Origin of the sequence: Bradyrhizobium sp. WBOS07 (genome assembly GCF_024585165.1) — a bacterium.
In the GTDB taxonomy this organism is placed as follows: Bacteria; Pseudomonadota; Alphaproteobacteria; order Rhizobiales; family Xanthobacteraceae; genus Bradyrhizobium; species Bradyrhizobium japonicum_B.
This window is the reverse complement of the sequence record NZ_CP029008.1, coordinates 1,703,875-1,727,075: the sequence shown is the minus strand read 5'-3', so window position 1 is coordinate 1,727,075 and position 23,201 is coordinate 1,703,875. Positions and strand designations below refer to the sequence as shown.

General features: G+C 65.3%; 23 protein-coding genes and 1 pseudogene. 14 read left to right on the top strand and 10 right to left on the bottom strand.

Annotated elements, in window-relative coordinates:
• Positions 1-50 precede the first annotated feature (50 nt).
• Together DCM79_RS08060 and DCM79_RS08055 are read right to left on the bottom strand one after the other, a co-directional pair.
• Entirely contained in the window at positions 51-266 is a 216-nt protein-coding gene (locus tag DCM79_RS08060; protein ID WP_257179438.1) for a hypothetical protein, read from the bottom strand.
• A 17-nt stretch (positions 267-283) separates the two neighbouring features.
• Complete coding sequence (locus tag DCM79_RS08055) at positions 284-1,291, bottom strand: 2-dehydropantoate 2-reductase (RefSeq protein ID WP_257179437.1); 1,008 nt, start codon at positions 1,289-1,291, stop codon at positions 284-286.
• Between the two features lie 161 nt (positions 1,292-1,452).
• On the opposite strand from DCM79_RS08055, the gene DCM79_RS08050 reads away from it, so the two are divergent.
• Together DCM79_RS08050 and DCM79_RS08045 are read left to right on the top strand one after the other, a co-directional pair.
• A complete protein-coding gene (locus tag DCM79_RS08050) occupies positions 1,453-2,019 on the top strand; it encodes a YidB family protein (RefSeq protein WP_257179436.1) in 567 nt (188 codons plus the stop codon).
• Positions 2,020-2,061: 42 nt separating this feature from the next.
• On the top strand, positions 2,062-2,334 hold the full coding sequence (locus DCM79_RS08045) for a GlsB/YeaQ/YmgE family stress response membrane protein (RefSeq protein ID WP_257179435.1): 273 nt from the start codon (positions 2,062-2,064) through the stop codon (positions 2,332-2,334).
• A gap of 191 nt (positions 2,335-2,525) precedes the next feature.
• Here DCM79_RS08045 and DCM79_RS08040 read toward each other — a convergent pair whose 3' ends face one another.
• Positions 2,526-3,311 carry an SDR family NAD(P)-dependent oxidoreductase gene (locus tag DCM79_RS08040; protein ID WP_257179434.1) on the bottom strand — a complete coding sequence of 262 codons (786 nt, stop codon included), beginning with the start codon at positions 3,309-3,311 and terminating at the stop codon, positions 2,526-2,528.
• 250 nt (positions 3,312-3,561) lie between these two features.
• Here DCM79_RS08040 and DCM79_RS08035 point away from each other — a divergent pair, with 250 nt between their 5' ends.
• Genes DCM79_RS08035 through DCM79_RS08025 form a run of 3 tightly spaced genes read left to right on the top strand, consistent with a single transcriptional unit; the run spans position 3,562 to position 6,655 of the window.
• Positions 3,562-4,626, top strand: coding sequence for an acyl-CoA dehydrogenase family protein (locus tag DCM79_RS08035; RefSeq protein ID WP_257179432.1), 1,065 nt, complete (start codon positions 3,562-3,564; stop codon positions 4,624-4,626).
• Positions 4,627-4,642: 16 nt separating this feature from the next.
• The gene (locus DCM79_RS08030; RefSeq protein WP_028138986.1) at positions 4,643-5,803 is read left to right on the top strand and encodes an acyl-CoA dehydrogenase family protein; all 1,161 of its coding nucleotides are present in this window, start codon (positions 4,643-4,645) and stop codon (positions 5,801-5,803) included.
• Positions 5,804-5,842: 39 nt separating this feature from the next.
• Positions 5,843-6,655 carry an enoyl-CoA hydratase/isomerase family protein gene (locus DCM79_RS08025; RefSeq protein WP_257179431.1) on the top strand — a complete coding sequence of 271 codons (813 nt, stop codon included), beginning with the start codon at positions 5,843-5,845 and terminating at the stop codon, positions 6,653-6,655.
• Positions 6,656-6,857: 202 nt separating this feature from the next.
• Here DCM79_RS08025 and DCM79_RS08020 read toward each other — a convergent pair whose 3' ends face one another.
• The 3 genes from DCM79_RS08020 to DCM79_RS08010 form a co-directional block, all read right to left on the bottom strand.
• A complete protein-coding gene (locus DCM79_RS08020; protein ID WP_257180718.1) occupies positions 6,858-7,607 on the bottom strand; it encodes a hypothetical protein in 750 nt (249 codons plus the stop codon).
• 2 nt (positions 7,608-7,609) lie between these two features.
• A complete protein-coding gene (locus DCM79_RS08015; protein WP_126260972.1) occupies positions 7,610-8,398 on the bottom strand; it encodes an enoyl-CoA hydratase in 789 nt (262 codons plus the stop codon).
• A 180-nt stretch (positions 8,399-8,578) separates the two neighbouring features.
• On the bottom strand, positions 8,579-9,784 hold the full coding sequence (locus tag DCM79_RS08010) for an ABC transporter substrate-binding protein (RefSeq protein WP_257179430.1): 1,206 nt from the start codon (positions 9,782-9,784) through the stop codon (positions 8,579-8,581).
• A gap of 275 nt (positions 9,785-10,059) precedes the next feature.
• Between DCM79_RS08010 and DCM79_RS08005 the strand changes: the two genes are divergently transcribed.
• Positions 10,060-10,911: a thermonuclease family protein gene (locus DCM79_RS08005; protein ID WP_257179429.1), complete on the top strand. Its 852-nt coding sequence runs from the start codon at positions 10,060-10,062 to the stop codon at positions 10,909-10,911.
• A 134-nt stretch (positions 10,912-11,045) separates the two neighbouring features.
• Entirely contained in the window at positions 11,046-12,437 is a 1,392-nt protein-coding gene (locus DCM79_RS08000) for a M48 family metalloprotease (protein ID WP_257179427.1), read from the top strand.
• A 137-nt stretch (positions 12,438-12,574) separates the two neighbouring features.
• Here the strand turns inward: DCM79_RS08000 and DCM79_RS07995 are convergent, their stop codons facing one another.
• Complete coding sequence (locus DCM79_RS07995) at positions 12,575-13,903, bottom strand: MFS transporter (protein WP_257179426.1); 1,329 nt, start codon at positions 13,901-13,903, stop codon at positions 12,575-12,577.
• A gap of 180 nt (positions 13,904-14,083) precedes the next feature.
• Here DCM79_RS07995 and cyoA point away from each other — a divergent pair, with 180 nt between their 5' ends.
• Genes cyoA through DCM79_RS07960 form a run of 7 tightly spaced genes read left to right on the top strand, consistent with a single transcriptional unit; the run spans position 14,084 to position 21,032 of the window.
• A complete protein-coding gene (gene cyoA / locus DCM79_RS07990; RefSeq protein ID WP_257179425.1) occupies positions 14,084-15,244 on the top strand; it encodes a ubiquinol oxidase subunit II in 1,161 nt (386 codons plus the stop codon).
• A 25-nt stretch (positions 15,245-15,269) separates the two neighbouring features.
• Positions 15,270-17,267 carry a cytochrome o ubiquinol oxidase subunit I gene (cyoB, locus tag DCM79_RS07985; protein ID WP_257179423.1) on the top strand — a complete coding sequence of 666 codons (1,998 nt, stop codon included), beginning with the start codon at positions 15,270-15,272 and terminating at the stop codon, positions 17,265-17,267.
• Positions 17,268-17,897, top strand: a complete 630-nt coding sequence (cyoC, locus tag DCM79_RS07980) for a cytochrome o ubiquinol oxidase subunit III (protein WP_257179422.1) — start codon at positions 17,268-17,270, stop codon at positions 17,895-17,897.
• The gene (cyoD, locus tag DCM79_RS07975; RefSeq protein ID WP_257179421.1) at positions 17,894-18,274 is read left to right on the top strand and encodes a cytochrome o ubiquinol oxidase subunit IV; all 381 of its coding nucleotides are present in this window, start codon (positions 17,894-17,896) and stop codon (positions 18,272-18,274) included. The genes cyoC and cyoD overlap by 4 nt, the downstream gene beginning before the upstream one ends.
• Positions 18,271-19,134, top strand: a complete 864-nt coding sequence (locus DCM79_RS07970; RefSeq protein ID WP_373568122.1) for an SURF1 family protein — start codon at positions 18,271-18,273, stop codon at positions 19,132-19,134. Before cyoD ends, DCM79_RS07970 begins: the two co-directional genes overlap by 4 nt.
• A complete protein-coding gene (locus DCM79_RS07965; protein WP_257179419.1) occupies positions 19,106-20,509 on the top strand; it encodes an ATP-binding protein in 1,404 nt (467 codons plus the stop codon). The genes DCM79_RS07970 and DCM79_RS07965 overlap by 29 nt, the downstream gene beginning before the upstream one ends.
• The gene (locus tag DCM79_RS07960) at positions 20,499-21,032 is read left to right on the top strand and encodes a response regulator transcription factor (RefSeq protein ID WP_257179418.1); all 534 of its coding nucleotides are present in this window, start codon (positions 20,499-20,501) and stop codon (positions 21,030-21,032) included. Before DCM79_RS07965 ends, DCM79_RS07960 begins: the two co-directional genes overlap by 11 nt.
• A gap of 217 nt (positions 21,033-21,249) precedes the next feature.
• Here the strand turns inward: DCM79_RS07960 and DCM79_RS07955 are convergent, their stop codons facing one another.
• The 3 genes and pseudogenes from DCM79_RS07955 to DCM79_RS07945 all read right to left on the bottom strand — a co-directional run.
• Positions 21,250-22,077 carry a CarD family transcriptional regulator gene (locus DCM79_RS07955; RefSeq protein WP_257179417.1) on the bottom strand — a complete coding sequence of 276 codons (828 nt, stop codon included), beginning with the start codon at positions 22,075-22,077 and terminating at the stop codon, positions 21,250-21,252.
• A 343-nt stretch (positions 22,078-22,420) separates the two neighbouring features.
• A complete protein-coding gene (gene fdxA / locus DCM79_RS07950) occupies positions 22,421-22,759 on the bottom strand; it encodes a ferredoxin FdxA (protein ID WP_018643465.1) in 339 nt (112 codons plus the stop codon).
• 132 nt (positions 22,760-22,891) lie between these two features.
• A pseudogene (locus tag DCM79_RS07945) lies at positions 22,892-23,155 on the bottom strand (RNA-binding S4 domain-containing protein); the annotation flags it as partial.
• Between the last annotated feature and the right edge of the window lie 46 nt (positions 23,156-23,201).

Genomic DNA, 23,201 nt, shown 5'->3' with positions numbered 1-23,201 from the left:
GAGAGTTGGTGGGCACGCTTCGCTTTGCCCACCCTACGACAGGGTCGCACTTAGTTCGTGCGTTTCTTCTTGCGCTGCTTTGGTTTGGTCATCGGTGCATCCGCAGGCGCCACCGTCGTCGGCGAACTGCCCAACTGCGATCTGCTTTCCTGCAACCGCCTGTCATAGCCGGGAGAGTTCTGGACTGTTGGTGGCCGTGCATGGACGAGCGTCGCGGCGCCGCAGAACGTCGCCAGCGCCAGTCCCATCATCCAGTAACGCTTCATCGCACCTCTCCTCGTGCTCAAGTCCCGCCGCGGATCTGCTGCGGCGTCAGGCGCGGCGGTCCGTTGCCGGCCGCCTCGGCCTCCCTGATCAGCGCAACAATACGGCGCATCAGCGGCACCTCGACATGGTTTTGCTCGGCGAGCGCGATCACGGCGCCCTGGAGATAGTCGATCTCGGTCTTGCGGCCCTGTTTCAGGTCCTGCCACATCGAGGAGCGCGCCTCGGGATCTATCTTCATGGTCCGCCCCAGGATCGCGCTGAAGATCGCATCCGGCAGCCGCAGCAAGGTCGGAGACCAGCTCATCGGGATCGGCGTCGAAGACACCGGCGCGATGCCGGCGGCCTTCAGCGCGGCAAGTCCTTCCGCCATCTGGTCGGCGAACAGCCTGCGCCAGTCGCGGTTGGCCAATTGCGCGGCGAGCGGCATGTCGGAGAGCGCGCTGAGCGCGTTGTTCAGATTGATGATCAGCTTGCCCCATTGCACGCCGGTGATGTCAGCGCTTGCGCGCACGGCGAGGCCAGGCACCGTGAGCGCAGCGGCCGTGTTCGCGGCGTCCTCGCCGATATGGATGTCGCCTGAGGTCGAGCGGTGGAAACGGCCCTCGCCCATCGCGATCACGTTGAAGGGCACCATCCCGGCGAGCACGCGGCGGCCGCCGAGACGCTCGCGCAGCACCGCGACATTGCCGATACCGTTCTGGAGCGAGACGATGACGGCATCCTCGGGCGCATGCTGCGCGATCTGATCCGCGACGGCGGCCGTATCGGCGCTCTTCACCGTGACCAGCACGATGCCGGCATTGTGGAAGATCGCAGGATTCTCCGACAGCGCGAGCTGGCCTGCATTGAGCTTTTTCTCGGAGCCGTCGAAATCGGTCAGAAGCAGGCCGAACCGCTCGATCTCGGTTTTCACCCGCGGCCGCACCAAGAGAGCGACACGGCGGCCGCCGGCCGCCAGCATGCCGCCGACGAAACAGCCGATGGCGCCGGCGCCAGCCACCACGATCGGTCGATCCGCAACCACTGAGCCTGCTCCCTCAACGTCCTGCCCTCGATAGCAGAGGCGGGGCCAGCAACCAATCGCGTCGCCGCCGACTTGTAACGGTCATGACGGCCCCATATGTTTTCGCCCCGGGGGCAGTCAGCGGCGCGCGCTCGCCGAACGAGACGCCAAAGGAGAGCACCATGGGTCTACTCGACGTCCTCAACGGCATGCAGAACGGCCCGCGCGGCCCCTCTACGCCGAGCACCGAGAAATCCTCCGGCGGCATGTCGCCGATGACCATGGCGCTGCTCGGCCTGCTCGCCTGGAAGGCATTCAAGCATTTCACCGGCAACCAGTCCGGCTCAGCACCCCAACCGTCGCCGGCGCCCGCGCCTCCGCCGGTGAACGCAGGCCGGGGCGGCAGTCTGAGCGACATGCTCAAGGGCGGCCTCGGCGGCTTGGTCGCCGGCGGCGCGGCCGGCAGCATCCTGAGCGGCGGGCTTGGCGATCTCCTCAACCAGCTGCAGCAGGGCGGTCACGGCGACGCCGCCAATTCCTGGGTCGGAAAGGGCGAGAACAAACCGATCGCGCCAGGCGATCTCGCCAGCGCGCTCGGCGCCGACCAGATCGACAGCCTATCCGCCCAAAGCGGCCTGCCGCGCGAGGAGCTGCTCAACGGCCTCAGCCAATATCTGCCGCAGGTGATCGATCATCTGACGCCGGATGGACGGCTGCCGACCGAGGACGAGCTCTCGGGCAGGATTTAATCAGACCTCGATCGACACGCTTTTGGGAAGGGGAGCACATTCATGAGCATGGGCGGCCTGTTGTGGATCATCGTTGTCGGCTTCATTGCCGGCCTCATCGCGCGCTGGCTGGCGCCGGGGCCGAACAATCCGAGCGGCTTCATCCTCACCACCATCCTCGGCATCGCCGGCGCGTTTCTGGCGACCTGGATCGGCCAGGCCATCGGCCATTACAGCCCCGACCAGGGTGCCGGCTTCATCATGGCCACGATCGGCGCGGTGGTGGTGCTGTTCATCTGGAATCGGCTGGTGGCAAGCGGCGTCATCAAGGGGTGACGCGCCGTCGGTTTGCGGGACGTCCTATCAACAAATTCGGTGTCGTCCCGGGGCGCGAAGCGAGCCCGTGACCCATAACCACAGGGAGTGGCTTGGCGATGACTCGGAGTGACCCGACTCGCGCCAGTCTCCTCCCTGTGGTTGTGGATCCCCGCCTTCGCGGGGATGACAGCGGCGTTTGAAGCGCCGTCTCACGTCACCAAATGCATCCCCGCGTCCATGCGCACGACCTCGCCGGTCATGTTGCTGGACGCCGGCATCGCCAGGAAGCAGACCAGCTGCGCGATGTCCTCGGCGCTCGAAGCGACCTTCAGCGGCACCTTCGCCACCACGCTGTCGCGCACCTGCTTGGCGCCGGCCTCGCCGCGGCCCTTGGTGAACCAGGGCGTGTCGATATAGCCGGGGCACACCGTGTTGACGCGGATCAGCGGCGCCAGCGCGCGCGACAGCGACAGCGTCATGGTATTGAGCGCGCCCTTGCTGGCGGCATAGGCGATCGACGAGCCGACGCCGCTGATGCCGGCCACCGAGGACACGTTGACCACGGCGGAGGGCCGCCCCGAGGCTTTGGCGCCGGCCTCGAGCAGGCCGCGCGCGGCGCGCACCATCTGGAACGGGCCGATGGTGTTGACGCCATAGACCCGCTGGAAATCCTCAGCCGACAATCCGTCGAGATCGGCGTGAGCGACATGCTTGGTGGTGCCGGCATTGTTGACGAGGATGTCGAGCCGGCCCCAGCCGCTGGCGGCCGCGACGATCTTGCGGCAATCCTCATCCTTCGAAACGTCGCCCTGCGCGACCAGCACCTCCGCCGCGCCGGCCTTGCGGCAGACGTCCGCGGTAGCCTCGGCCTCCTTCTGGCTCGACGAATAGTTGATGACGAGCCGCGCCCCGCTGCGCGCGAGAATCTCGGCCGTCGCCGCGCCGAGCCCGGAAGCAGACCCCGTCACGATTGCGCACAGATTGTCCTTGGCCATCCTGATTTCCTTCCCCGTGGCTCTGATCGTTCGCGCCTTGTTTAGCGAGTTTGCGGCGCCCTGCAAATCGAGCAAACTCCGCTAAGCGGAATTAGCTTCCCCTCGATCCTTGCGCCCATGCCCGCGCCGCAGGTTGACCTGCGATCAACGCTTGTCAGGGCCATGGCTTTTTCGGATCATCGGGCGCAAGAAGACCTGCGCGCCCGCTCAGCCTGGCGGGAGGCGCCAACGGCAAAACACGGGGAACGCTGTGGCGGAGAGTGACAACATCGTCGTCGAGACCGCGGAGAAGATCTTCGCCGATCTCGCCGATCCGCAAACTATCAACAACGACAAGAAGGGTGCATGGCAGGCGCCGCTATGGCAGGCGCTGAGCGAGGTCGGCCTGCCATTGTCCTGGGTGCCCGATGAGCTCGGCGGCTCCGGCGCGAGCCTCGCCGACGGTTTTGCGCTGTTGAACGCCGCCGGCCGTTTCGCCGTCGCGGTTCCCCTGGCCGAGACCATGCTGGCGGGCTGGCTGCTGGCGCAGGCGAAGATCGCTTCCCCCGAGGGCGAGATGACGGTGCTGCCGGCTTCACCGAAGGACCGCATCAGCCTCGATGCCGACGGTTCGCTCTCCGGCCGCGCCCGCGGCGTGCCTTTTGCGAAGGCGGCGAAGCATTTCGCGGTGCTGGCGCATGGCAAGGATGGGGTCGCGATCGCGCTGGTCGACGCCAGCAAGGCGCGCATCGAATCCGGCCTCAATGTCGGCTACGACCACAGCGACACCGTGACGCTCGACAAGGTCCAGCCCGTCACGCTCAAGCCCGCGCCGAAGGGCGTTGACCAGACCCATCTGATGCTGATGGGCGGCGTTGCGCGCAGCCTGCAGATCGCGGGCGCACTGGAATCGATGCTCGACATCTCCGTGCGCTATTCCAACGAGCGTGTCGCCTTCGAGAAGAAGATCTCGAAATTCCAAGCCGTGCAGCACAATCTCGCGCGCCTCGCCGGCGAATCCGCCGCGGCGCTTGCGGCGGCGACGTCCGCGGCCGACGCCATCGCGAATGCCAAGGTCTTCGACGACGAGGTCTATCTCGAAGCGGCCTCCGCAAAGATCCGCTGCGCGGAAGCCGCGGAAAAGGGCGGCGCCATCGCGCATCAGGTGCATGGCGCGATCGGCTTCACCATCGAGCACATCCTGCACCGCTATTCGCTGCGGGCGCTGGCCTGGCGCGACGATTTCGGCTCGGAGAGCCATTGGGCCGTCGAGCTCGGCAAGCTGGTGGCAAACCGCGGCGCCGACGAATTGTGGCCGCTGGTGGCCTCGCGCTGATCAGGGAGAGAAACACATGACCGCTGCGCTTCGTTTCGATCCGATCCGCCTGCCCGAAAAGTGCGAGCAATTGCGCAAGGAAGTCCGCGCTTTCCTCGCCGAGGAGATCGCTGCCGGCACCTTCGACCCGCACAAGCCCAACCGCGAGGACACCGACGCGCCTGAATTCTCCCGCCGGGTCGGCGCCAAGGGCTGGCTCGGCATGACCTGGCCGAAGAAATATGGCGGCCAGGAACGCTCCTTCCTCGAACGTTACGTCGTGACCGAGGAGATGCGCGTCGCCAACGCGCCGACGCGGCGCTTCTTCGTCGCCGACCGCCAGAGCGGACCGGTGCTGCTGAAATATGCGCCCGAGCACATCAAGATGGAGATCCTGCCGCGGATCTGCCGCGGCGAGGTCTGCTTTGCCATCGGCATGAGCGAGCCGAATTCCGGCTCCGACCTGTTCGCGGCGAAGACCCGCGCGACCAAGACCGACGGCGGCTATCTCATCAACGGCACCAAGATCTGGACCTCCTCGGCGCACATCGCCGATTACATGATCGCGATCTTCCGGACCTCGCCGCCGACCAAAGAAAACCGCCGCCACGGCCTGACCCAGTTCCTGGTCAAGATGAAGCAGCCGGGCATCAAGGTGAACCCGATCGGCCAGATCACCGGGCAGTACGAGTTCAACGAGGTCGTCTTCACCGATCACTTCATCCCTGACGACCACGTGCTCGGCGAGGTCGACGGTGCCTGGAAGCAGGCGACGAGCGAGCTCGCCTATGAGCGTTCGGGCCCCGAGCGTTTCCTCGAAACCTATTATGTGCTGACCGAGCTGGTGCGCGCGGTCGGCCCCAATCCGGACACGCGCAGCGCCGAAGGCATCGGCCGCCTGGTCGCGCAGCTCCACACCATGCGGCGGATGTCGGTCTCGGTGGCCGGCATGCTCGAGGCCGGCAAGGAGCCGGTGGTCGAGGCGTCCATCGTCAAGGACATCGGCACGGTCTGGGAGCAGCAGCTGCCGCACCGCGTGCGCGATCTCGCCGCCTTCGTCGAGGAGACCGCGACCAACCGCGAGACGCTGGAGCGGCAACTCGACTTCGCCATCAAGACCGCACCGAAACTCACCATCCAGGGCGGCACCACCGAGGTGCTGCGCGGCATCATCGCCCGCGGACTGGGCTTGCGCTAGTCGCGCGGACTTGGTTCGCGCTAACCAATCGAGGACATCATGAGCACGTTTACAGACATCGGCGTCGAGAAGGTCGGGCATGTCGGCACCATCGAGATCCGCCGCCCGCCGCTCAACTTCTTCGACATTTCTCTGATCAACCAGATCGCGGACGCGCTCGACGAATTCGACCGCGACATCGAGATCCGCAGTTCCGTTCTCTCGGCGCAGGGCAAGGCGTTCTGCGCCGGCGCCAATTTCGGCGATCCGGCGCGGCAGGCGCAGGAGGCGCGCGAGGCCGAGAAGAAGGGCGATCCGGCCGACAGTCTCGGCCCGATCAACCATCTTTACATCCAGGCCGTGCGCATCTTCCGCGCCAAGAAGCCGATCGTCGCCGCCGTGCAGGGCGCCGCTATCGGCGGCGGCCTCGGCCTCGCGGTCTCCGCCGATTTCCGCGTCACCTGCCCCGAGGCGCGCTTCTCTGCGAATTTCACCAAGCTCGGCTTTCATCCCGGCTTCGGTCTGACCGTGACGCTGCCCGAGCTGATCGGCAAGAACAACGCCGAGCTGATGTTCTACACCAGCCGCCGCGTCACCGGCGAAGAGGCCTACAAATGGGGCCTCGCCAACGAGCTGGTGCCGCAGGACCAGGTCAAGGCAGCCGCGATGAAGCTCGCCGGCGAGATCGCCGAATGCTCCCCGCTCGGCCTGCTCTCCACCCGGGCCACGATGCGCAACGGGCTCGCCGACCGCGTCATGGCGGCGACCAACCACGAGCTCGCCGAACAGACCCGCCTGCGCGCGACGGAAGACTTCAAGGAAGGCGTGAAAGCCACGGAAGAGCGACGCGCGGCGAATTTTAGGGGAAGGTGATCGCGGCACGATTTCGCCGTATCACCATGACATCGCCGCAACCTCCCCTGTCATCCCCGCGAAGGCGGGGATCCATAACCACAGGGAGAAGTTTGACGAAGTCTCGGAGTTATCATCCCGCGTCATAACCTCGCCCTGTGGCTATGGGTCCCGGATCTGCGCTTCGCTTGTCCGGGACGACAGCGGTACTTGCGGCAAGAGCTCAAGCCGCTAGCCGAAACGTCACGCCGCCGAGCAAGAACTCATTTCCCGCCACCGCATGCCCCTTCGCGCGCGCCGCATGCAGCACGCGCGACGCGTCAGTTACCCGAAACTCCAGCGCGCTCATGATCTCGCTGGCGCCCTTCACGAAGCGGAAGGTGGCGTTGGGCAGCTTCAACGCGGTGCCATCGGCCGCAATTCCGATGATCTTGCCCCAATGCTCCGCGAGCCCCTGTGGATCGGGACTCTGCATCTCCACGGCGGTCAGCGCCTGCGTCACGTCCTTGCGGATGAAATTCTGCCAGTCCGGTCCTGCCGGCGGATACGCGCCCAAGATATCGTCGCTGCCTTCGGTCTGATTGAACTCGATGAAGGCGGCGCGGCAATCGCGGGGGTGGAGCTGCACGCCGTGATAGGGCGCGTGGTCGATGACGTTGGCGGTGCGCACGCCCATCGCGTTCGCATGGCGTCCGCGCTCGTCGGGATCGTTGCAGCAGAAGATCGCCATATAGCCGCCGCGACCGCCGGTTTTCTCGATGAAGCGACCGGCCGTGGTGCCGTCCTTGAACGGCGCGACCACCTCCAGCAGGATCGTGTCGACCGGGAGCAGTGCATTCTCCAGGCCGTACTTCGCCACGTTGCCGTCGCGGTAGCAGACGGAAAGGCCCATGATCTCCGCGATGTCGGAGACGACAGGCGCGAGTTGCGACGCGACGAGGCAGATCTGCCGTAGCCGCATATAGGGCGCCATGGTCATGCGCCCTTGAAGGTCGGCTTGCGCTTCTCGACGAAGGCCTTGGCGGCCTCCTTGTGGTCCTCGGTGTCGCCACAGCGGGTGTGATGGATCGCCTCGCCGTCGAAGCAATCCTCCAGCGCCAGATGCTCGGCATTGTTGATGTTGCGCTTGATGAAGCCGAGCGCGATCGACGGCCCTTGCGCCAGCGACAGCGCGAGCTCGTGGGCGGCGGCGTCGATCTCGGCGTCGGGCACCACCTTGGTCACCATGCCGATCGCGTGGGCTTCCCTCGCGGTCAGCACCGGCGACATCAGATAGAGCTCGCGTGCCCGCGCGCTGCCGAGCAGCTGGGTGAGGAAATAGGTGCCGCCGTAGTCGCCGGAGAAGCCGACCTTGGCGAAGGCGGTGGTGATCTTGCAGGATTCCGACGCGATGCGCAGGTCGCAGGACAGCGCCATCGACAGGCCGGCGCCGGCCGCGGCGCCATCGAGCTGCGCCACCACGGGCTTGGGCATCTGGTGCAGGATGCGCGAGACCTCCATGCCGCGACGCAGGTTCGCAAGCTTCTGCTCGAACGGCAGCGGCGCGCGGCCCGCCGCCATCGACTTGACGTCGCCGCCGACGCAGAACGAGCCGCCGGCGCCCTTGAACAGCACGGCGCGCACCTCGGGATCATCAGCCGCGCGGCGCGCCGCCTCGACCAGCCCGACCACCATCTCCGGATTGAGCGCGTTCTTCCGCTCCGGCCGATTCATCGTGATGGTGAGCAGCCCGCCTTCGAGCTTCTGCAGGACCATGTCGTTCATGGGTGTTGGCCTCTTGTTCGATGCCTCGATTTACTCGGTCATTCCGGGGCGCGCCCCTTGGCGCGAACCCGGAATCCATTCCTCAACCGTCACTGCCGCCCGATGGATCCCGGGTTCGCTTCGCGCCCCGGGATGACCACCTGTTGTTGGGCACGATCGTCGTCAGGACGACTCACGCCGTCACTTCTTCACCAGCGGACAGCGCGACTGCTCCAGCGGCTGGAACGCCTCGTTGCCGGGCACGGTGGCGAGCAGCTTGTAATCGTCCCAGCGGCCCTTCGACTCCGACGGCTTCTTCACCTCGAACAGGTACATGTCGTGGATCATGCGGCCGTCCTCGCGGATCTTGCCGTTCTTGGCGAAGAAGTCGTTGATCGGCGTCTCCTTCATCACCTTCATCACGGCCGCAGCATCGGTCGTGCCGGCCGCCTTCACCGCCTTCAGGTAATGCGTGACGGAGGAGTAGACGCCGGCCTGCGCCGAGGTCGGCGGCCGCTTCACGCGCTCCTGGAAGCGCTTGGAGAAGGCGCGGGTCTCGTCGTTCATGTCCCAGTAGAACGCTTCCGCCAGCAGCAGCCCCTGCGCGGTCTCGAGGCCGATCGAGTCGATGTCGGTGACGAAGACGAGCAGCGGCGAGACCTTCTGGCCGCCCTTCATGATCCCGAACTCGGCCGCCTGCTTGATGGCGTTGACGGTGTCGCCGCCGGCATTGGCGAGCCCGATCACCTTGGCCTTGGAGGCCTGCGCCTGCAGCAGGAAGGACGAGAAATCCGAGGTGTTGAGCGGATGGCGCACGCTGCCCAGCACCTTGCCGCCGGTCTTGGTCACGACGGCACTGGTGTCCTTCTCCAGATCCTGGCCGAAGGCGTAGTCGGCCGTGAGGAAGTACCAGCTGTCGAGGCCCGTCTTCACCGCCGCAAGGCCGGTCACATTGGCTTGGCCGTAGGTGTCGAACACGTAATGGATGGTGTAGGGACCGCAGGCCTCGTTGGTGAGACGGATCGAGCCCGGGCCGTTGAACATGATGATCTTGTTGCGCGCCTTTGCGATCTCGCCGGCCGCTAGCGCGGTCGCGGAGGCCGCGACGTCGTAGATCATCTCGACGCCCTGGTTGTCGAGCATGTCGCGGGCGATATTGCCGGAGAGATCGGCCTTGTTCTGATGGTCGGCCGCGAGCACCTGGATCTTGCGCCCCAGCACTTCGCCGCCGAAGTCCTCCACCGCCATCTTGGCCGCGGTCTCGCTGCCGGCGCCGGTGATGTCGGCATAGAGGCTCGACATGTCCAGGATGCCGCCGATCTTGAGAGGCGGCTTGTCCTGGGCCTGCGCGGCGCTCGCATTGAGGGCAAATGCAGCGGCAAAAATGCCCGACAAAATAGTCTTCATGGAAAACGATCTCCCTTATCGCGCCGTGCTCTGATGGCGGCTTGGTTATTGCTCTTGGTTGGTTCTGACTGTCGCTATTGCCGCAATCATGCCGCATGCGCAACAGCGCAGCAAGCGCGAGCGATGATGAAGATGAATGATCATTGCGAGCTTTCCGCAAAGCGGAATGGTGAGATGCGGAAGAGCGCCTCCGCCGTCATTGCGAGGAGCTCTTGCGACGAAGCAATCCAGAAGCCCTCCGCGGAAAGACTCCGGCTTGCTTCGCTGCGCTCGCAATGACGGAGTGCGTAGAAGCCCCTTCGCGACCCACCTCGCCTGAGTTATGGTCGGCGCGCAACGCAACCTCTCCGGGTCACGTGACGCAACTGCTTCATCTCAGCGTCGTCTTTCTTCTCATCGCGGGTCATACCGCGTCTGCTGCGCCGTGCCAGTTCGAGTCCCAGGGCGAGGGCCGCGTCGCCGCCATCGTCGATGCGCGTAGCTTCCGTCTCGACGACGGCCGCGAGATCCGTCTCGTGGGGATCGAGCCCATGGCGACGACCAAGCAGGCGCTGGTGTCGCTGCTCGCCGGCGGCGACGTCAGGCTCCGCGGCAGCGACGACACGCCGGACCGCTATGGCCGTCAGGGCGCGCTGGTCTTCATCGGCGAAAGCGACAATCCGGTGCAGGCCATGCTGCTGGCCCAGGGCGAGGCCATGGTCTCGGCCGAGATCACGGACAGCGACTGCGCGGCCGCCCTGATGGCGTCGGAAGCAGCGGCACGGCGCCAAAAAAAGGGCAGTTGGGCTGACCCGTCGGCCATAAAAAACGCGGAAAGTCCGGACGATATTTTGGCAGGGATCGGGCGCTTTGTGGTGGTCGAGGGCAAAGTCCTGTCTGTCCGGCAAGCTGGGGCAACGACCTACCTCAACTTCGGACGAAACTGGACACGAGGCTTTGCGGCGACTATCTCCAAACGCACGCTGCCGGCGTTTGAAAGCGCGAGGATTCCCCTTAAGTCCTTGGAGAACAAGCGTATTCGAGTTCGGGGCTGGGTCGAGGGAAATACGGGGCCGCGCATCGACATACGCCTCGTAGGACAGGTCGAGTTGCTCGGCGCAAACGAGCCGACAGGGGTAAGGCCTTAGAGCAGGCCGGACACGGGTTAAGCGACGTGAATGGGGTGCTAGAACGGCACGGACGAGGTGATGGCCGCCGCCTGCGGGCTGCGTCGGCTGCGCTTGGCCTTGTCCTGAGCACAGCGCTGGCGGGTTGCGGCGATATGGGCCGGTTCCAGGCTGCCGCGACCCCTCCGGCCGTCGCGATGCCCAAGCCCAAGCCGGCCGTCGCGCAGACCCCCGCCACCGAGAAGGAGCACGAGCGCATCCTGGGGAGCTATGGCGGAACCTATGACGATCCCAGGCTCGAAGCACTCGTCAGCAAGACCGTCGACCGGCTGGTGGCGGCGTCCGACCGTCCCGACCAGGGCTACAAGGTCACCATCCTCAATTCCGGCGCGGTGAACGCCTTCGCGCTGCCGAACGGCCAGCTCTATGTCACGCGCGGGCTGCTGGCGCTGGCGAGCGACACCTCGGAGCTGTCTTCCGTGCTCAGCCACGAGATGGCGCATGTGCTGTCCAAGCACGCGGCGATGCGCGAGGACCAGGCGCGCCAGGCCGCGATCGTCACCCGCGTCGTCACCGACATGAGCAACGATCCCGATCTCACCGCGCTGGCGCTGGCCAAGACCAAGCTCACCATGGCCAGCTTCTCGCGCAAGCAGGAGCTCGAGGCGGATGGCATCGGCGTCGGCATCTCCGCCAAGGCGCATTTCGATCCCTACGGTGCGGCGCGCTTCCTCTCGGCGATGGAGCGCAATGCCGAGCTGAAGGCCGGCAAGTCTTCGCTCGATCCGCGCGCGCAGGATTTCACCTCGTCGCACCCGGCAACCCCGGAGCGCGTGCAGAACGCGCAGAACATCGCGCGGCAATACACTGCGCCCGAAGGCGCCGAGCGCGACCGCGAGAGCTATCTCGCCGCGATCGACAACCTCGTCTACGGCGAGGACCCCAGCGAAGGGTTCGTCCGCGGCCGCCGCTTCCTGCATCCGAAGCTCGGCTTCACCTTCCAGGCGCCGGAGAATTTCACGCTCGACAACACCGCCCAAGCCGTGATCGGCGTGCGCGAGGGCGGCGCACAGGCGATGCGGTTCGACGTGGTGCGCGTGCCGGCCGAGCAGTCGCTCGGCGACTATCTGAACTCCGGCTGGATGGAGGGCGTCGAGAAGGCGTCCACCGAGGACCTCACCATCAACGGCTTCCCGGCCGCATCCGCCACCGCCAAGGGCGACCAGTGGCAGTTCAAGGTCTACGCGCTGCGCTTCGGCAGCGACGTCTATCGCTTCATCTTCGCGGCAAGGCAGAAATCGACCGAGAGCGAGCGCAACGCGCGGGAGACCGTCCAGTCGTTCCGCCGCCTGACGCTCGAGGAGATCCAGGCCGCTCGCCCGCTCCGCATCAAGGTCATCACGGTGCAGCCCGGCGATACCGTGGAATCGCTGTCCCACCGCATGTCCGGCGTCGATCATCCCGCCGAGCGCTTCCGCGTGCTCAACGGCCTCGATCGCACCGCGCAAGTGAAAGTGCGCGACCGCGTGAAGATCGTGGCGGATTGACGCAACGGCCGGTGCCGTAGGTTGGGCAAAGCGAAGCGTGCCCACCAACTCTTTCAATCATAATCAAATGGTGGGCACGGCGCTTACGCGCCTTTGCCCACCCTACGAGACCTTGCGATGCGGCTACTGCGTAAGCCTCAACGCCCCGCGTCCATATCGCCGGCCTCGCGCTGGCCGCTGAGCCACAGTGCCAGCAGGGTCCAGAACGCGCCGGAGAGCAGATACGCCCCCGAAGCGATGACGCCGAGATTGGTGGCGAGCAGCAACGCGACCAGCGGCGCGAAGCCGGCGCCGAACAGCCAGGCCATGTCCGAGGTCAACGCCGAGGCGGTGTAGCGATAGGCCTGCTTGAAGTTCGAGGCGATCGCACCGGAGGACTGGCCGAAGGACAGGCCGAGCAGGATGAAGCCGATCACCATGTAGATGGTCTCGCCGAACGCGCCGGCATCGAGCAATTGCGGGGCAAAGCCGCTATAGATCGCGATCGCGATCGCCGATCCCATCAAGAGCGACTTGCGCCCGACGCGGTCGGCGATGATGCCGGAGGCCACGATCGCGCCGACGCCGAACACGGCGGCGACGATCTCGATGATCAGGAAGCGCACCGGGCTCTCGTGCGTGAACAGGAACACCCAGGACAGCGGAAACACCGTAACCATGTGAAACAGCGCGAAACTCGCGAGCGGCGCGAACGCGCCGAGCATGATGGTCTGGCCTTCGCGCGCGACCGTCTCGGAGATGCGCGCCGGCTGCAATTCGCGGGTCTCGAACAGCGTGGCATATTCCTCCGTCGTCACCATGCGCAGGCGCGCGAACAGCGCCACCACGTTGATGGCAAAGGCAACGAAGAACGGATAGCGCCAGCCCCAGTCGAAGAAATCGTCGGCCGACAGATTGCCGGCGAAATAGGCGAACAGCGCGCTCGCCACGATCAGCCCGAGCGGAGCGCCGAGCTGCGGCACCATCGCGTACCAGCCGCGCTTGGAGGGCGGCGCATTCAGCGCCAGCAGCGAGGCCATTCCGTCCCAGGCGCCGCCCCAGGCGAGGCCCTGAGCGATGCGCGCCAGTGCCAGCAGCCAGATCGCGGCGACGCCGATCTCGTGATAGCCGGGCAGGAACGCCAGCGCGACGGTCGCGGTGCCGAGCAGGAACAGCGCCGAGATCAGCTTGGCCGTCTTGCCGTAGGCACGGTCGACCGTCATGAAGATGACGGTGCCGATCGGACGCGCCATGAAGGCCAGCGCGAAGATCATGAAGGAATAGAGGGTGCCGGTCAGCTCGCTCGCGAACGGGAAGACCAGGCGCGGGAATACGATCACCGAGGCGATCGCGAAGACGAAGAAGTCGAAGAATTCCGAGGTGCGGCCGATGATGACGCCAATGGCGATCTCACCGGGGCTGGCCTGGTCGTGGCCATGCTCGCCCGTGTGGAGGTCTGCCATTGCGGGGGTCTGTGCCGTCGCCATGCGTGCGCCCTTAACGTCCTGAAAACCAAAGCCGACCGCCCGGCGGGCGCCGGGCAATCTGGCCCTGTCTGACCCAACCTCCCGCACTGCAACATTGGACAAATTGTCCAATGTCCGGATTGTTGCGCCGCAGCTACCCGTTGCTCCCGCAAAAGAAACTCATTCTCAAAGGCTCGGCCCGTGTCTCGTCTCAAGATCCTGGCGCTACTACCTCTGGCTGCTGCGCTCACCGGCTGCGACTACGTCGTGCTGGCCCCAGCCGGCGATATCGCAGCCCAACAGCGCGACCTCGTCGTCATCTCCACCGTCCTGATGCTCCTGATCGTCCTCCCGGTGATGGCGCTGACCGTGCTGTTCGCCTGGCGCTATCGCCAGTCCAACACCGCGGCCCGCTACGAGCCGGACTGGGATCACTCGACCGCCCTCGAGCTCGTGATCTGGTCGGCGCCGCTCTTGATCATCGTTTGCCTGGGGGCGCTGACCTGGATGGGCACGCATCTGCTCGACCCCTATCGCACGCTCGGCCGCATCCATGCCGACCGCGCCGTGGATCAGGCCAAGGCTCCACTCGAGGTCGACGTCGTCGCGCTCGACTGGAAATGGCTGTTCATCTACCCGGACTACGGCATCGCCACCGTCAACGAGCTCGCAGCTCCGGTCGATCGCCCGATCACCTTCCGCATCACGGCGTCCTCGGTGATGAACTCGTTCTACATCCCCGCGCTGGCCGGCCAGATCTACGCGATGCCGGGCATGGAGACCAAGCTGCATGCGGTGGTGAACCACGCCGGCACGTATAAGGGCTTCTCGGCCAACTACAGCGGCGCCGGCTTCTCCGGCATGCACTTCAACTTCCGGGGCCTCGACGACAAGGGCTTTGACGCCTGGATCGCGCAGGCCAAATCCGCCGGCGGCGCGCTCGGCCGCGCCGAATATCTCCAGCTCGAGAAGCCCAGCCAGAATGAGCCGGTGCGGCGCTGGGGCACCGTCGATGCCGATCTCTACCGCCTGATCCTCAACATGTGCGTCGAGACCGGCAAGATGTGCCAGAGCGAAATGATGGCGATCGACGCCAAGGGCGGCGCCGGCCATCAGGGCCTCAACAACACCCTGCCGCTGGCCTACGACAAATACGCCCGCCGCGGCACCGCGCTTGGGCCCGAGCCGAGCTTCGTCGCCGGCACCTGCACGCCGGATGCGCCGCAGGGCAGGACCACCGCGTCCATCACGGCTCCCGTCGACACCGCGCCGCTGCTCGGCGCCGGCCTGAAGCGGCCCTCGTTCACGCCGCTGAAGTCCTCGTCCTTCTTCCTCGGACAGCGTCCGAAGTCCGACTCCTGAAGTCAGATTCCTAAAGAGAATTCGCATGTCTCCTGATCTTCCCAAGCTCATCTTCGGCCGGCTCGGCTTCGAATCGCTGCCGCTGCACGAGCCGATCGTCGTCGGCACCTTCGTCGTGGTCGCGCTCGGCGGCGCCGCATTGCTCGGCGCCCTCACCTATTTCCGCCTCTGGGGCTATCTCTGGCGCGAATGGTTCACCACCGTGGACCACAAGCGCATCGGCATCATGTACATGATCCTCGGCATCGTGATGCTGCTGCGCGGCTTTGCCGACGCGCTGATGATGCGCGGCCAGCAGATGCTCGCCTTCGGCGGCTCCGAGGGCTATCTCAACGCCCATCACTACGACCAGGTCTTCACCGCTCACGGCGTCATCATGATCTTCTTCGTGGCGATGCCGCTGGTCACGGGCCTGATGAACTACGTCGTGCCGCTGCAGATCGGCGCGCGCGACGTGTCGTTTCCGTTCCTGAACAATTTCAGCTTCTGGATGACCGTCGGCGGCGCGGTGCTGGTGATGGCCTCGCTGTTCATCGGCGAGTTCGCCCGCACCGGCTGGCTGGCCTATCCGCCGCTGTCGAACATCGGCTACAGTCCCGATGTCGGCGTCGACTATTACATCTGGGCGCTTCAGGTCGCCGGCGTCGGAACGACGCTGTCCGGCATCAACCTGATCTGCACCATCGTCAAGCTGCGCTGCCCCGGCATGACCATGATGAAGATGCCGGTGTTCACCTGGACCTCGCTCTGCACCAACGTCCTGATCGTCGCCTCCTTCCCGGTCCTGACCGTCGTGCTCGCGCTGCTGTCGCTCGATCGCTACGTCGGCACCAACTTCTTCACCAACGATTTCGGCGGCAGCCCGATGATGTACGTGAACCTGATCTGGATCTGGGGCCACCCCGAGGTCTACATCCTGGTTCTTCCGGCGTTCGGCATCTTCTCCGAGGTCACCTCGACCTTCTCCGGCAAGCGGCTGTTCGGCTACACCTCGATGGTCTACGCCACGGTCGTCATCACCATCCTGTCGTACCTGGTGTGGCTGCACCACTTCTTCACGATGGGTTCGGGCGCCAGCGTCAACTCGTTCTTCGGCATCACCACGATGATCATCTCGATCCCGACGGGCGCGAAGATGTTCAACTGGCTGTTCACGATGTATCGCGGCCGCATCCGGTACGAGCTGCCGATGATGTGGACCATCGCCTTCATGCTGACCTTCGTGATCGGCGGCATGACCGGCGTGCTGCTGGCGGTGCCGCCGGCCGACTTCGTGCTGCACAACAGCCTGTTCCTGATCGCGCACTTCCACAACGTGATCATCGGCGGCGTGGTGTTCGGCGCGTTCGCCGGCATCTCCTACTGGTTCCCGAAGGCGTTCGGCTTCAGGCTCGATCCGTTCTGGGGCAAGCTGTCGTTCTGGTTCTGGGTCACCGGCTTCTACCTCGCCTTCATGCCGCTCTACGTGCTCGGCCTGATGGGCGTGACCCGCCGCCTGCGCGTGTTCGACGATCCCAGCTTGCAGATCTGGTTCGTCATCGCCGCGATCGGCGCCGGCCTCGTCCTGCTCGGCATCATGTGCATGCTGATGCAGTTCGCGGTCAGCTTCCTCAGGCGCGAGCAGCTCAAGGACGTCACGGGCGACCCCTGGGATGCCCGCACGCTGGAATGGGCGACCTCCTCGCCGCCGCCGGACTACAATTTCGCCTTCACCCCTGTCGTTCACGACAACGACGCCTGGTGGGACATGAAGCGCCGCGGCTACCAGCGCCCCCTCACCGGCTTCAGGCCGATCCACATGCCCAGCAGCACCGGCACCGGCATCGTCCTCGCCGGGCTCGCCACCGCGATGGGCTTTGCTCTGGTCTGGTACATGTGGTGGTTGGCGGCGCTGAGCTTCATCGCGATGCTCGCCGTCGGGATCGGCCACACCTTCAACTATCACCGCGACTTCGACATCCCGGCTGAAGACGTCATCCGGACCGAGGACGCGCGCACCAAACTGCTCGCCGGAGCCAAGTAAATGACTGTCGCCGTTCATCCCTCGCAGACCGGCGAGCCGGTCTTCTACCTCGCCGACGAGCATCCGCATCCGGAGGGCTGGAGCACCTCGCTCGGCTTCTGGATCTACCTGATGAGCGACTGCCTCATCTTCGCGATCCTGTTCGCCACCTTCGGCGTGCTCGGCGGCAATTACGCCGCCGGCCCAGCGCCAAAGGACCTGTTCGACCTGAACCTGGTCGCGGTGAACACCTCGATGCTGCTGCTGTCGTCGATCACCTACGGCTTTGCGATGCTGACGATGCAGCAGAACAAGGTCGCGCAGACGCAAGTCTGGCTGGCGATCACCGGCCTGTTCGGGGCCGCGTTCATCGGCATCGAGCTCTTCGAATTCGCCCACATGATCCACGAGGGTGCAACGCCGCAGCGCAGCGCCTTCCTGTCCGCGTTCTTCACCCTGGTCGGCACCCACGGCCTGCACGTCTCCTGCGGCCTGATCTGGCTGGTGACCTTGATGGTGCAGGTCGGCAAGTTCGGCCTGATCGAGGCCAACCGCCGCCGCCTGATGTGCCTGTCGATGTTCTGGCACTTCCTCGACGTGGTCTGGATCGGCGTCTTCACCTTCGTCTATCTCCTGGGAGTTCTGCGATGAGCACCAACAATCATGCCGCGCACGCCGACGATCATCACCACGAAGGCGGCCACGCTCACGGCACGTTCTCGAGCTACATGCTCGGTTTCGTGCTCTCGGTCGTGCTGACCGCGATCCCGTTCTGGCTGGTGATGAGCGGCGCGCTGCCGAGCAAGCAGGTCACGGCGCTGGTCATCATGGCCTTCGCGGTCGTGCAGATCGTCGTGCACATGATCTACTTCCTGCACATGAGCACGGCGTCCGAGAACGGCTGGACCATGATGGCGCTGATCTTCACCGTCGTCATGGTGGTGATCGCGTTGTCGGGTTCGCTGTGGGTGATGAGCCACCTCAACAGCAACATGATGCCGATGCACCAGATGAGCGGAATGAAGTGAGCGAGGCCGGGACCGTGACGGACAGGGAAGGTGCGCCGCGCGGCAAGGCTGCGCGTGCTCCTTCCCTGTGGCTCACGGTCCTTTCGCTTGTTGCCTTCGTCGTTCTCATCGCGCTCGGAATCTGGCAGATCGAGCGCCGCGCCTGGAAGCTGGCCCTGATCGACCGCGTCGAGCAGCGCGTCCATGCCCCAGCCCAGCCACTCCCCGCGCCCGCATCATGGCCTGCGGTTTCCGCCGCCACCGACGAATACAGGCACGTCCGCCTCACCGGCCGCTTCCTGCATGACCGTGAGACACTGGTCCAGGCCGTCACCGAGGAAGGCCCGGGCTATTGGGTGCTGACGCCGCTTCTGCGCGAGGACGGCACGCAGGTCCTGATCAATCGCGGCTTCGTGCCGTCGCAGCGGCGTGAGGCATCGACGCGCCGGGACGGCAACCCGGACGGCCAGGTCGAGATCACCGGCCTGCTCCGCATCACCGAGCCCAAAGGCGGGTTCCTCCGAGACAACGTGCCCCAGCACAACCGCTGGTATTCGCGGGATGTCGCCGCGATCGCGACGGCCCGCGGCCTGCACGACGTCGCACCTTTCTTCGTCGATGCCGACGCCCGATCACAATCCGCTGGCGGTCCCGTCGGCGGATTGACCGTGGTGCGCTTTCCCAATAACCACCTGATCTATGCGCTGACCTGGTTTGCCCTGGCCTTCATGTTGGCCGGCAGGCTTGCCGTCACATTCGGCGGCGGGCTGTTCCGCCGCAACAGAGCCCTGAATGGCTTCGTCCACCAACCGGCCGGCGGCGCAGATGCCGCCGCGCGCAGGACGGGATCAGATGCTGGAACGATCGTCGAACAGACCTGACGACGGGAAGACGCTTCCCCACACACTTGCTCATGACGGCCTGGCCGTCACGCTGCAATCGCCGGCGGACGCGCGCAGCGAGTTGATCGGCCCCACTCCGGCCAGCGACGAGACCAACCGCAAGAACATGACGCTGCTGATCCAGCTGCGCTGGACCGCGGTGGTCGGCCAGATCGTGACCATCGGCGCCGTGCATTTCGGCCTCGGCATCCCCCTGCCATTGGAGCGGATGGGCGCGGTGATCGGCGCGCTGGTGCTGCTCAACGTCTCCAGCCTGATCTGGGTGCGCCATCGCGCCGCGATCACCAACAACGAGCTGCTGGTCGCCCTGATGCTGGACGTGGCCGCGCTGACCGCGCAGCTCTATCTCAGTGGCGGCGCCACCAACCCCTTCACCTCGCTGTTCCTGCTCCAGGTGACGCTGGGCGCGGTGCTGCTCGATGCCCGTTCGACCTGGTCGCTGGTCGCGCTGACCTGCGCGAGCTTTGTCTGGCTGACCCTGGCCTACCGGCCGCTGGATTTGCCGCCCAATCCACTGAGCGAGACCTACACCCTCACCGTCCTCGGCATGCTGGTCGGCTTCGTGCTCAACGCCGTGCTGCTGGTCGTGTTCGTCACCCGCATCAATCGAAACCTGCGCGAGCGCGACGCGCATCTGGCGGCGTTGCGCCAGCATGCCGCCGAGCAGGACCACATCGTGCGCATGGGCCTGCTCGCCTCCGGCGCGGCGCATGAGCTCGGCACCCCGCTCGCCTCGCTCTCGGTCATCCTCAGCGATTGGCGCCGCATGCCGGATCTTGCCGCCGACCAGGAGCTCGCCGAGGACCTCGCGGAGATGGAGACATCGCTGCAGCGCTGCAAGTCGATCGTGACAGGCATTCTGGTCTCGGCCGGCGAAGCGCGCGGCGAAGGCTCGTCGCCGACCACGGTGACGGCGTTCGTCACCGCCCTGGTCGACGAATGGCGCGACGCGCGCTCGGCCCGGACGCTCTACTTCGTCAATACGTTCGGCGCGGACGTTGCCATCGTCTCCGACATCGCCTTGAAGCAGGTGATCTTCAACGTGCTCGATAACGCCTATGAGGTCTCGCGCGACTGGGTCGAGCTCGTGGCCGAGCGCGAGGGCGACAACCTCGTGCTGTCGATCTCCGACCGCGGCCCCGGCTTTGCGCCGGAAATGCTGGCGCAGCTCGGCAAGCCCTACCATTCCAGCAAGGGCCGCGCCGGCGGCGGGCTCGGCCTGTTCCTGGTGGTGAACGTGGTGCGCAAGCTGGGCGGCACCGTCATTGCGGAAAATCACAGGAAGCGCGGCGCCACGGTACGCCTGACGCTGCCGCTGGCAACGCTGGCGATCGGAGGGAATTTTGACGCCTGACCGTTCACTCATCGTCGTCGAGGACGATGCCGGCTTCGCGCGAACGCTGAAGCGCTCGTTCGAGCGCCGCGGCTACGACGTCGTGCTGGCCGCCTCGATCGAGGAGGTGCGCCAGGTGCTGGAGCAGCGCTCCTTCGGTCATGCCGTGGTCGACCTCAAGCTTGGCGGAGCCTCGGGCCTTGCCTGCGTCGAGCTGCTGCACGCACACGACCCCGACACGCTGATCGTGGTGCTCACGGGCTTTGCCAGCATCTCGACTGCCGTGGAGGCGATCAAGCTGGGCGCCTGCCACTATCTCGCAAAGCCGTCGAACACGGACGACATCGAAGCCGCCTTCACCAAGGCCGCGGGAAACGCCGAGGTCGCACTCGACGCACGGCCGACCTCGATCAAGACGCTGGAATGGGAACGTATCCACCAGACCCTGATCGAGACCGATTTCAACATCTCGGAAGCGGCCCGGCGGCTCGGCATGCACCGGCGCACGCTGGCACGGAAGCTCGAGAAGCGGCCGGTCAAATAGTGAAGGCGTAGGGTGGGTTAGCTCAGCGGAGGCGCAAAGCGCATCTGCTGGGCGTAACCCACCACTTCTCTCGATGCGGATGCAAAAGCTGGTGGGTTACGCCGCGCGATTGCGCTTTGCGCAATTACGCGGCTAACCCACCCTACAAACTGCATTCCAAACAAAAAGCCCGGCCGAACGGCCGGGCTTTTGATCTCTTGCGATCGACGCGAGGCGCTTACGCGGCCTCGTCGGCGACGGTGGTGTCGTCGCCATCGCTATCGTCGGCCTCACCCTCAGCATCGGCTTCGCCCTCGGCGGCTTCCGCCTTGGCGTTGCGGCGCGGGCTCTTGGCGAGCTGGGCCTCGATCTCCTTGACCGCTTCGGTCTCGGTCGAGTGCTGCACCACGGCGATCTCGCGGGACAGGCGATCGAGCGCCGCTTCATACAGCTGGCGTTCGGAATAGGACTGCTCCGGCTGCGATTCCGAGCGATAGAGGTCGCGCACGACCTCCGCGATCGCGACGATGTCGCCCGAATTGATCTTCGCTTCGTATTCCTGGGCGCGGCGCGACCACATGGTACGCTTGACCCGGGCGCGGCCCTTGAGCGTCTCGAGCGCCTTCTTCACCAGCGTCGGCTCGGACAGCTTGCGCATGCCGACATTGGCGACCTTGGCAGTCGGCACGCGTAGCGTCATCTTGTCCTTGATGAAGTTGATGACGAACAGCTCGAGCTTCGCGCCGGCGATCTCCTGCTCCTCAATGGCCAGGATCTGGCCGACGCCGTGAGCGGGATAGACGACGAATTCGTTGGCCTTGAAGCCCTGGCGCTGGGTCACGACCTTCTTTTCCTCGACCTTCGGCGCAGCAGCGGGCTTCGCGGCCGGCTTGGCAGCGACGGGAGCCTTGGCAGGAGCAGCAGCAACGGGAGCCTTCGGCGCGGCGGGCTTGGCAGCGGGAGCCTTGGCGGCAACGGGCTTGGCAGCAGGCTTTGCAGTCACAGACTTGGCAGCAGGCTTGGCAGCGGTCGCTTTCGCGGCCGGTTTGGCAGTCTTGTTAGGCATTGCGCTTCTTTTGTTCTTCGAGGACTTTGCAGCCGGCGCCTTCGTCGCGGTCCGACCCTTGGATGCGCTACGGCTGGCCGCGGCGACTTTTTTGGCCTCCTTATGGGAAGCCCTCGCTGAAGTACTCTTTTTACGCGTTTTCTGTGACACAGCCTGCGCGCGGAAACTGCCACGCCCCTGTTCGACATTGGTTTCACGGGAACCCAGAGGGGCCAAGGGGGCTGACGGGGTTCGGCTTAATGTGCCCAATATAGCACATTTCCCGCAAAAATCAATGATTTAGGGGTCTTCAGGGCTGGTTTTCGGCGGCAACGCCGCTATTAGGGTTAAGTTTGGGCCCGATTTAGTCGCCGGAGCCGGGGTTCGGAGAAAAATATTTCTCGAACTTGCCTTCCATGCCGTCGAATTCCTTGGCGTCGGCAGGTGATTCTTTCTTCTGGGTGATGTTCGGCCAGCTCTTGGCGTAGTCGGCGTTGACCTGGAGCCACTTTTCCAAGCCCGGTTCCGTATCCGGCTTGATGGCGTCGGCGGGGCACTCCGGCTCGCACACGCCGCAATCGATGCACTCGTCGGGATGGATGACGAGCATGTTGTCACCCTCGTAGAAGCAGTCGACCGGGCAGACCTCGACGCAGTCGGTGTACTTGCACTTGATGCAGTTTTCAGTGACGACGTAAGTCATCCAACGCTCCGAAAAGCTCTTTTAGAAGTCGCGGCTTGCCTAGCGCGGATGGCCGGGCGCCGCAAGGTCGGGAAAGCCCGATCATGACGGCTTTGCGTGTTTGATCGACCAAGAAATGAATGCGATGCGCAATTAATTGCGCATCCCGAGCTCTTCGTAGAGCACGCGGGCCGCGGCAGCATCGCCGCGGCGCTCGCTAAAGCTTGTCACTTTCAACACGCGCACCGTGCGGTCGAGCGCGATGGTGAGCACGTCGCCGACCTTGACCGCGTGCCCCGGCGAGGTCTCGCGGGTGCCGTTGATGCGGACATGGCCGCTGACCACGAGCTCGGCCGCGGAGGTGCGCGCCTTCACCACCCGCGCGTGCCACAGCCATTTGTCGAGGCGCTGCCGCTCGGTCGTGGCTTTACTCCCTTGGACGCGTTTTCTTCACGCGAACCGC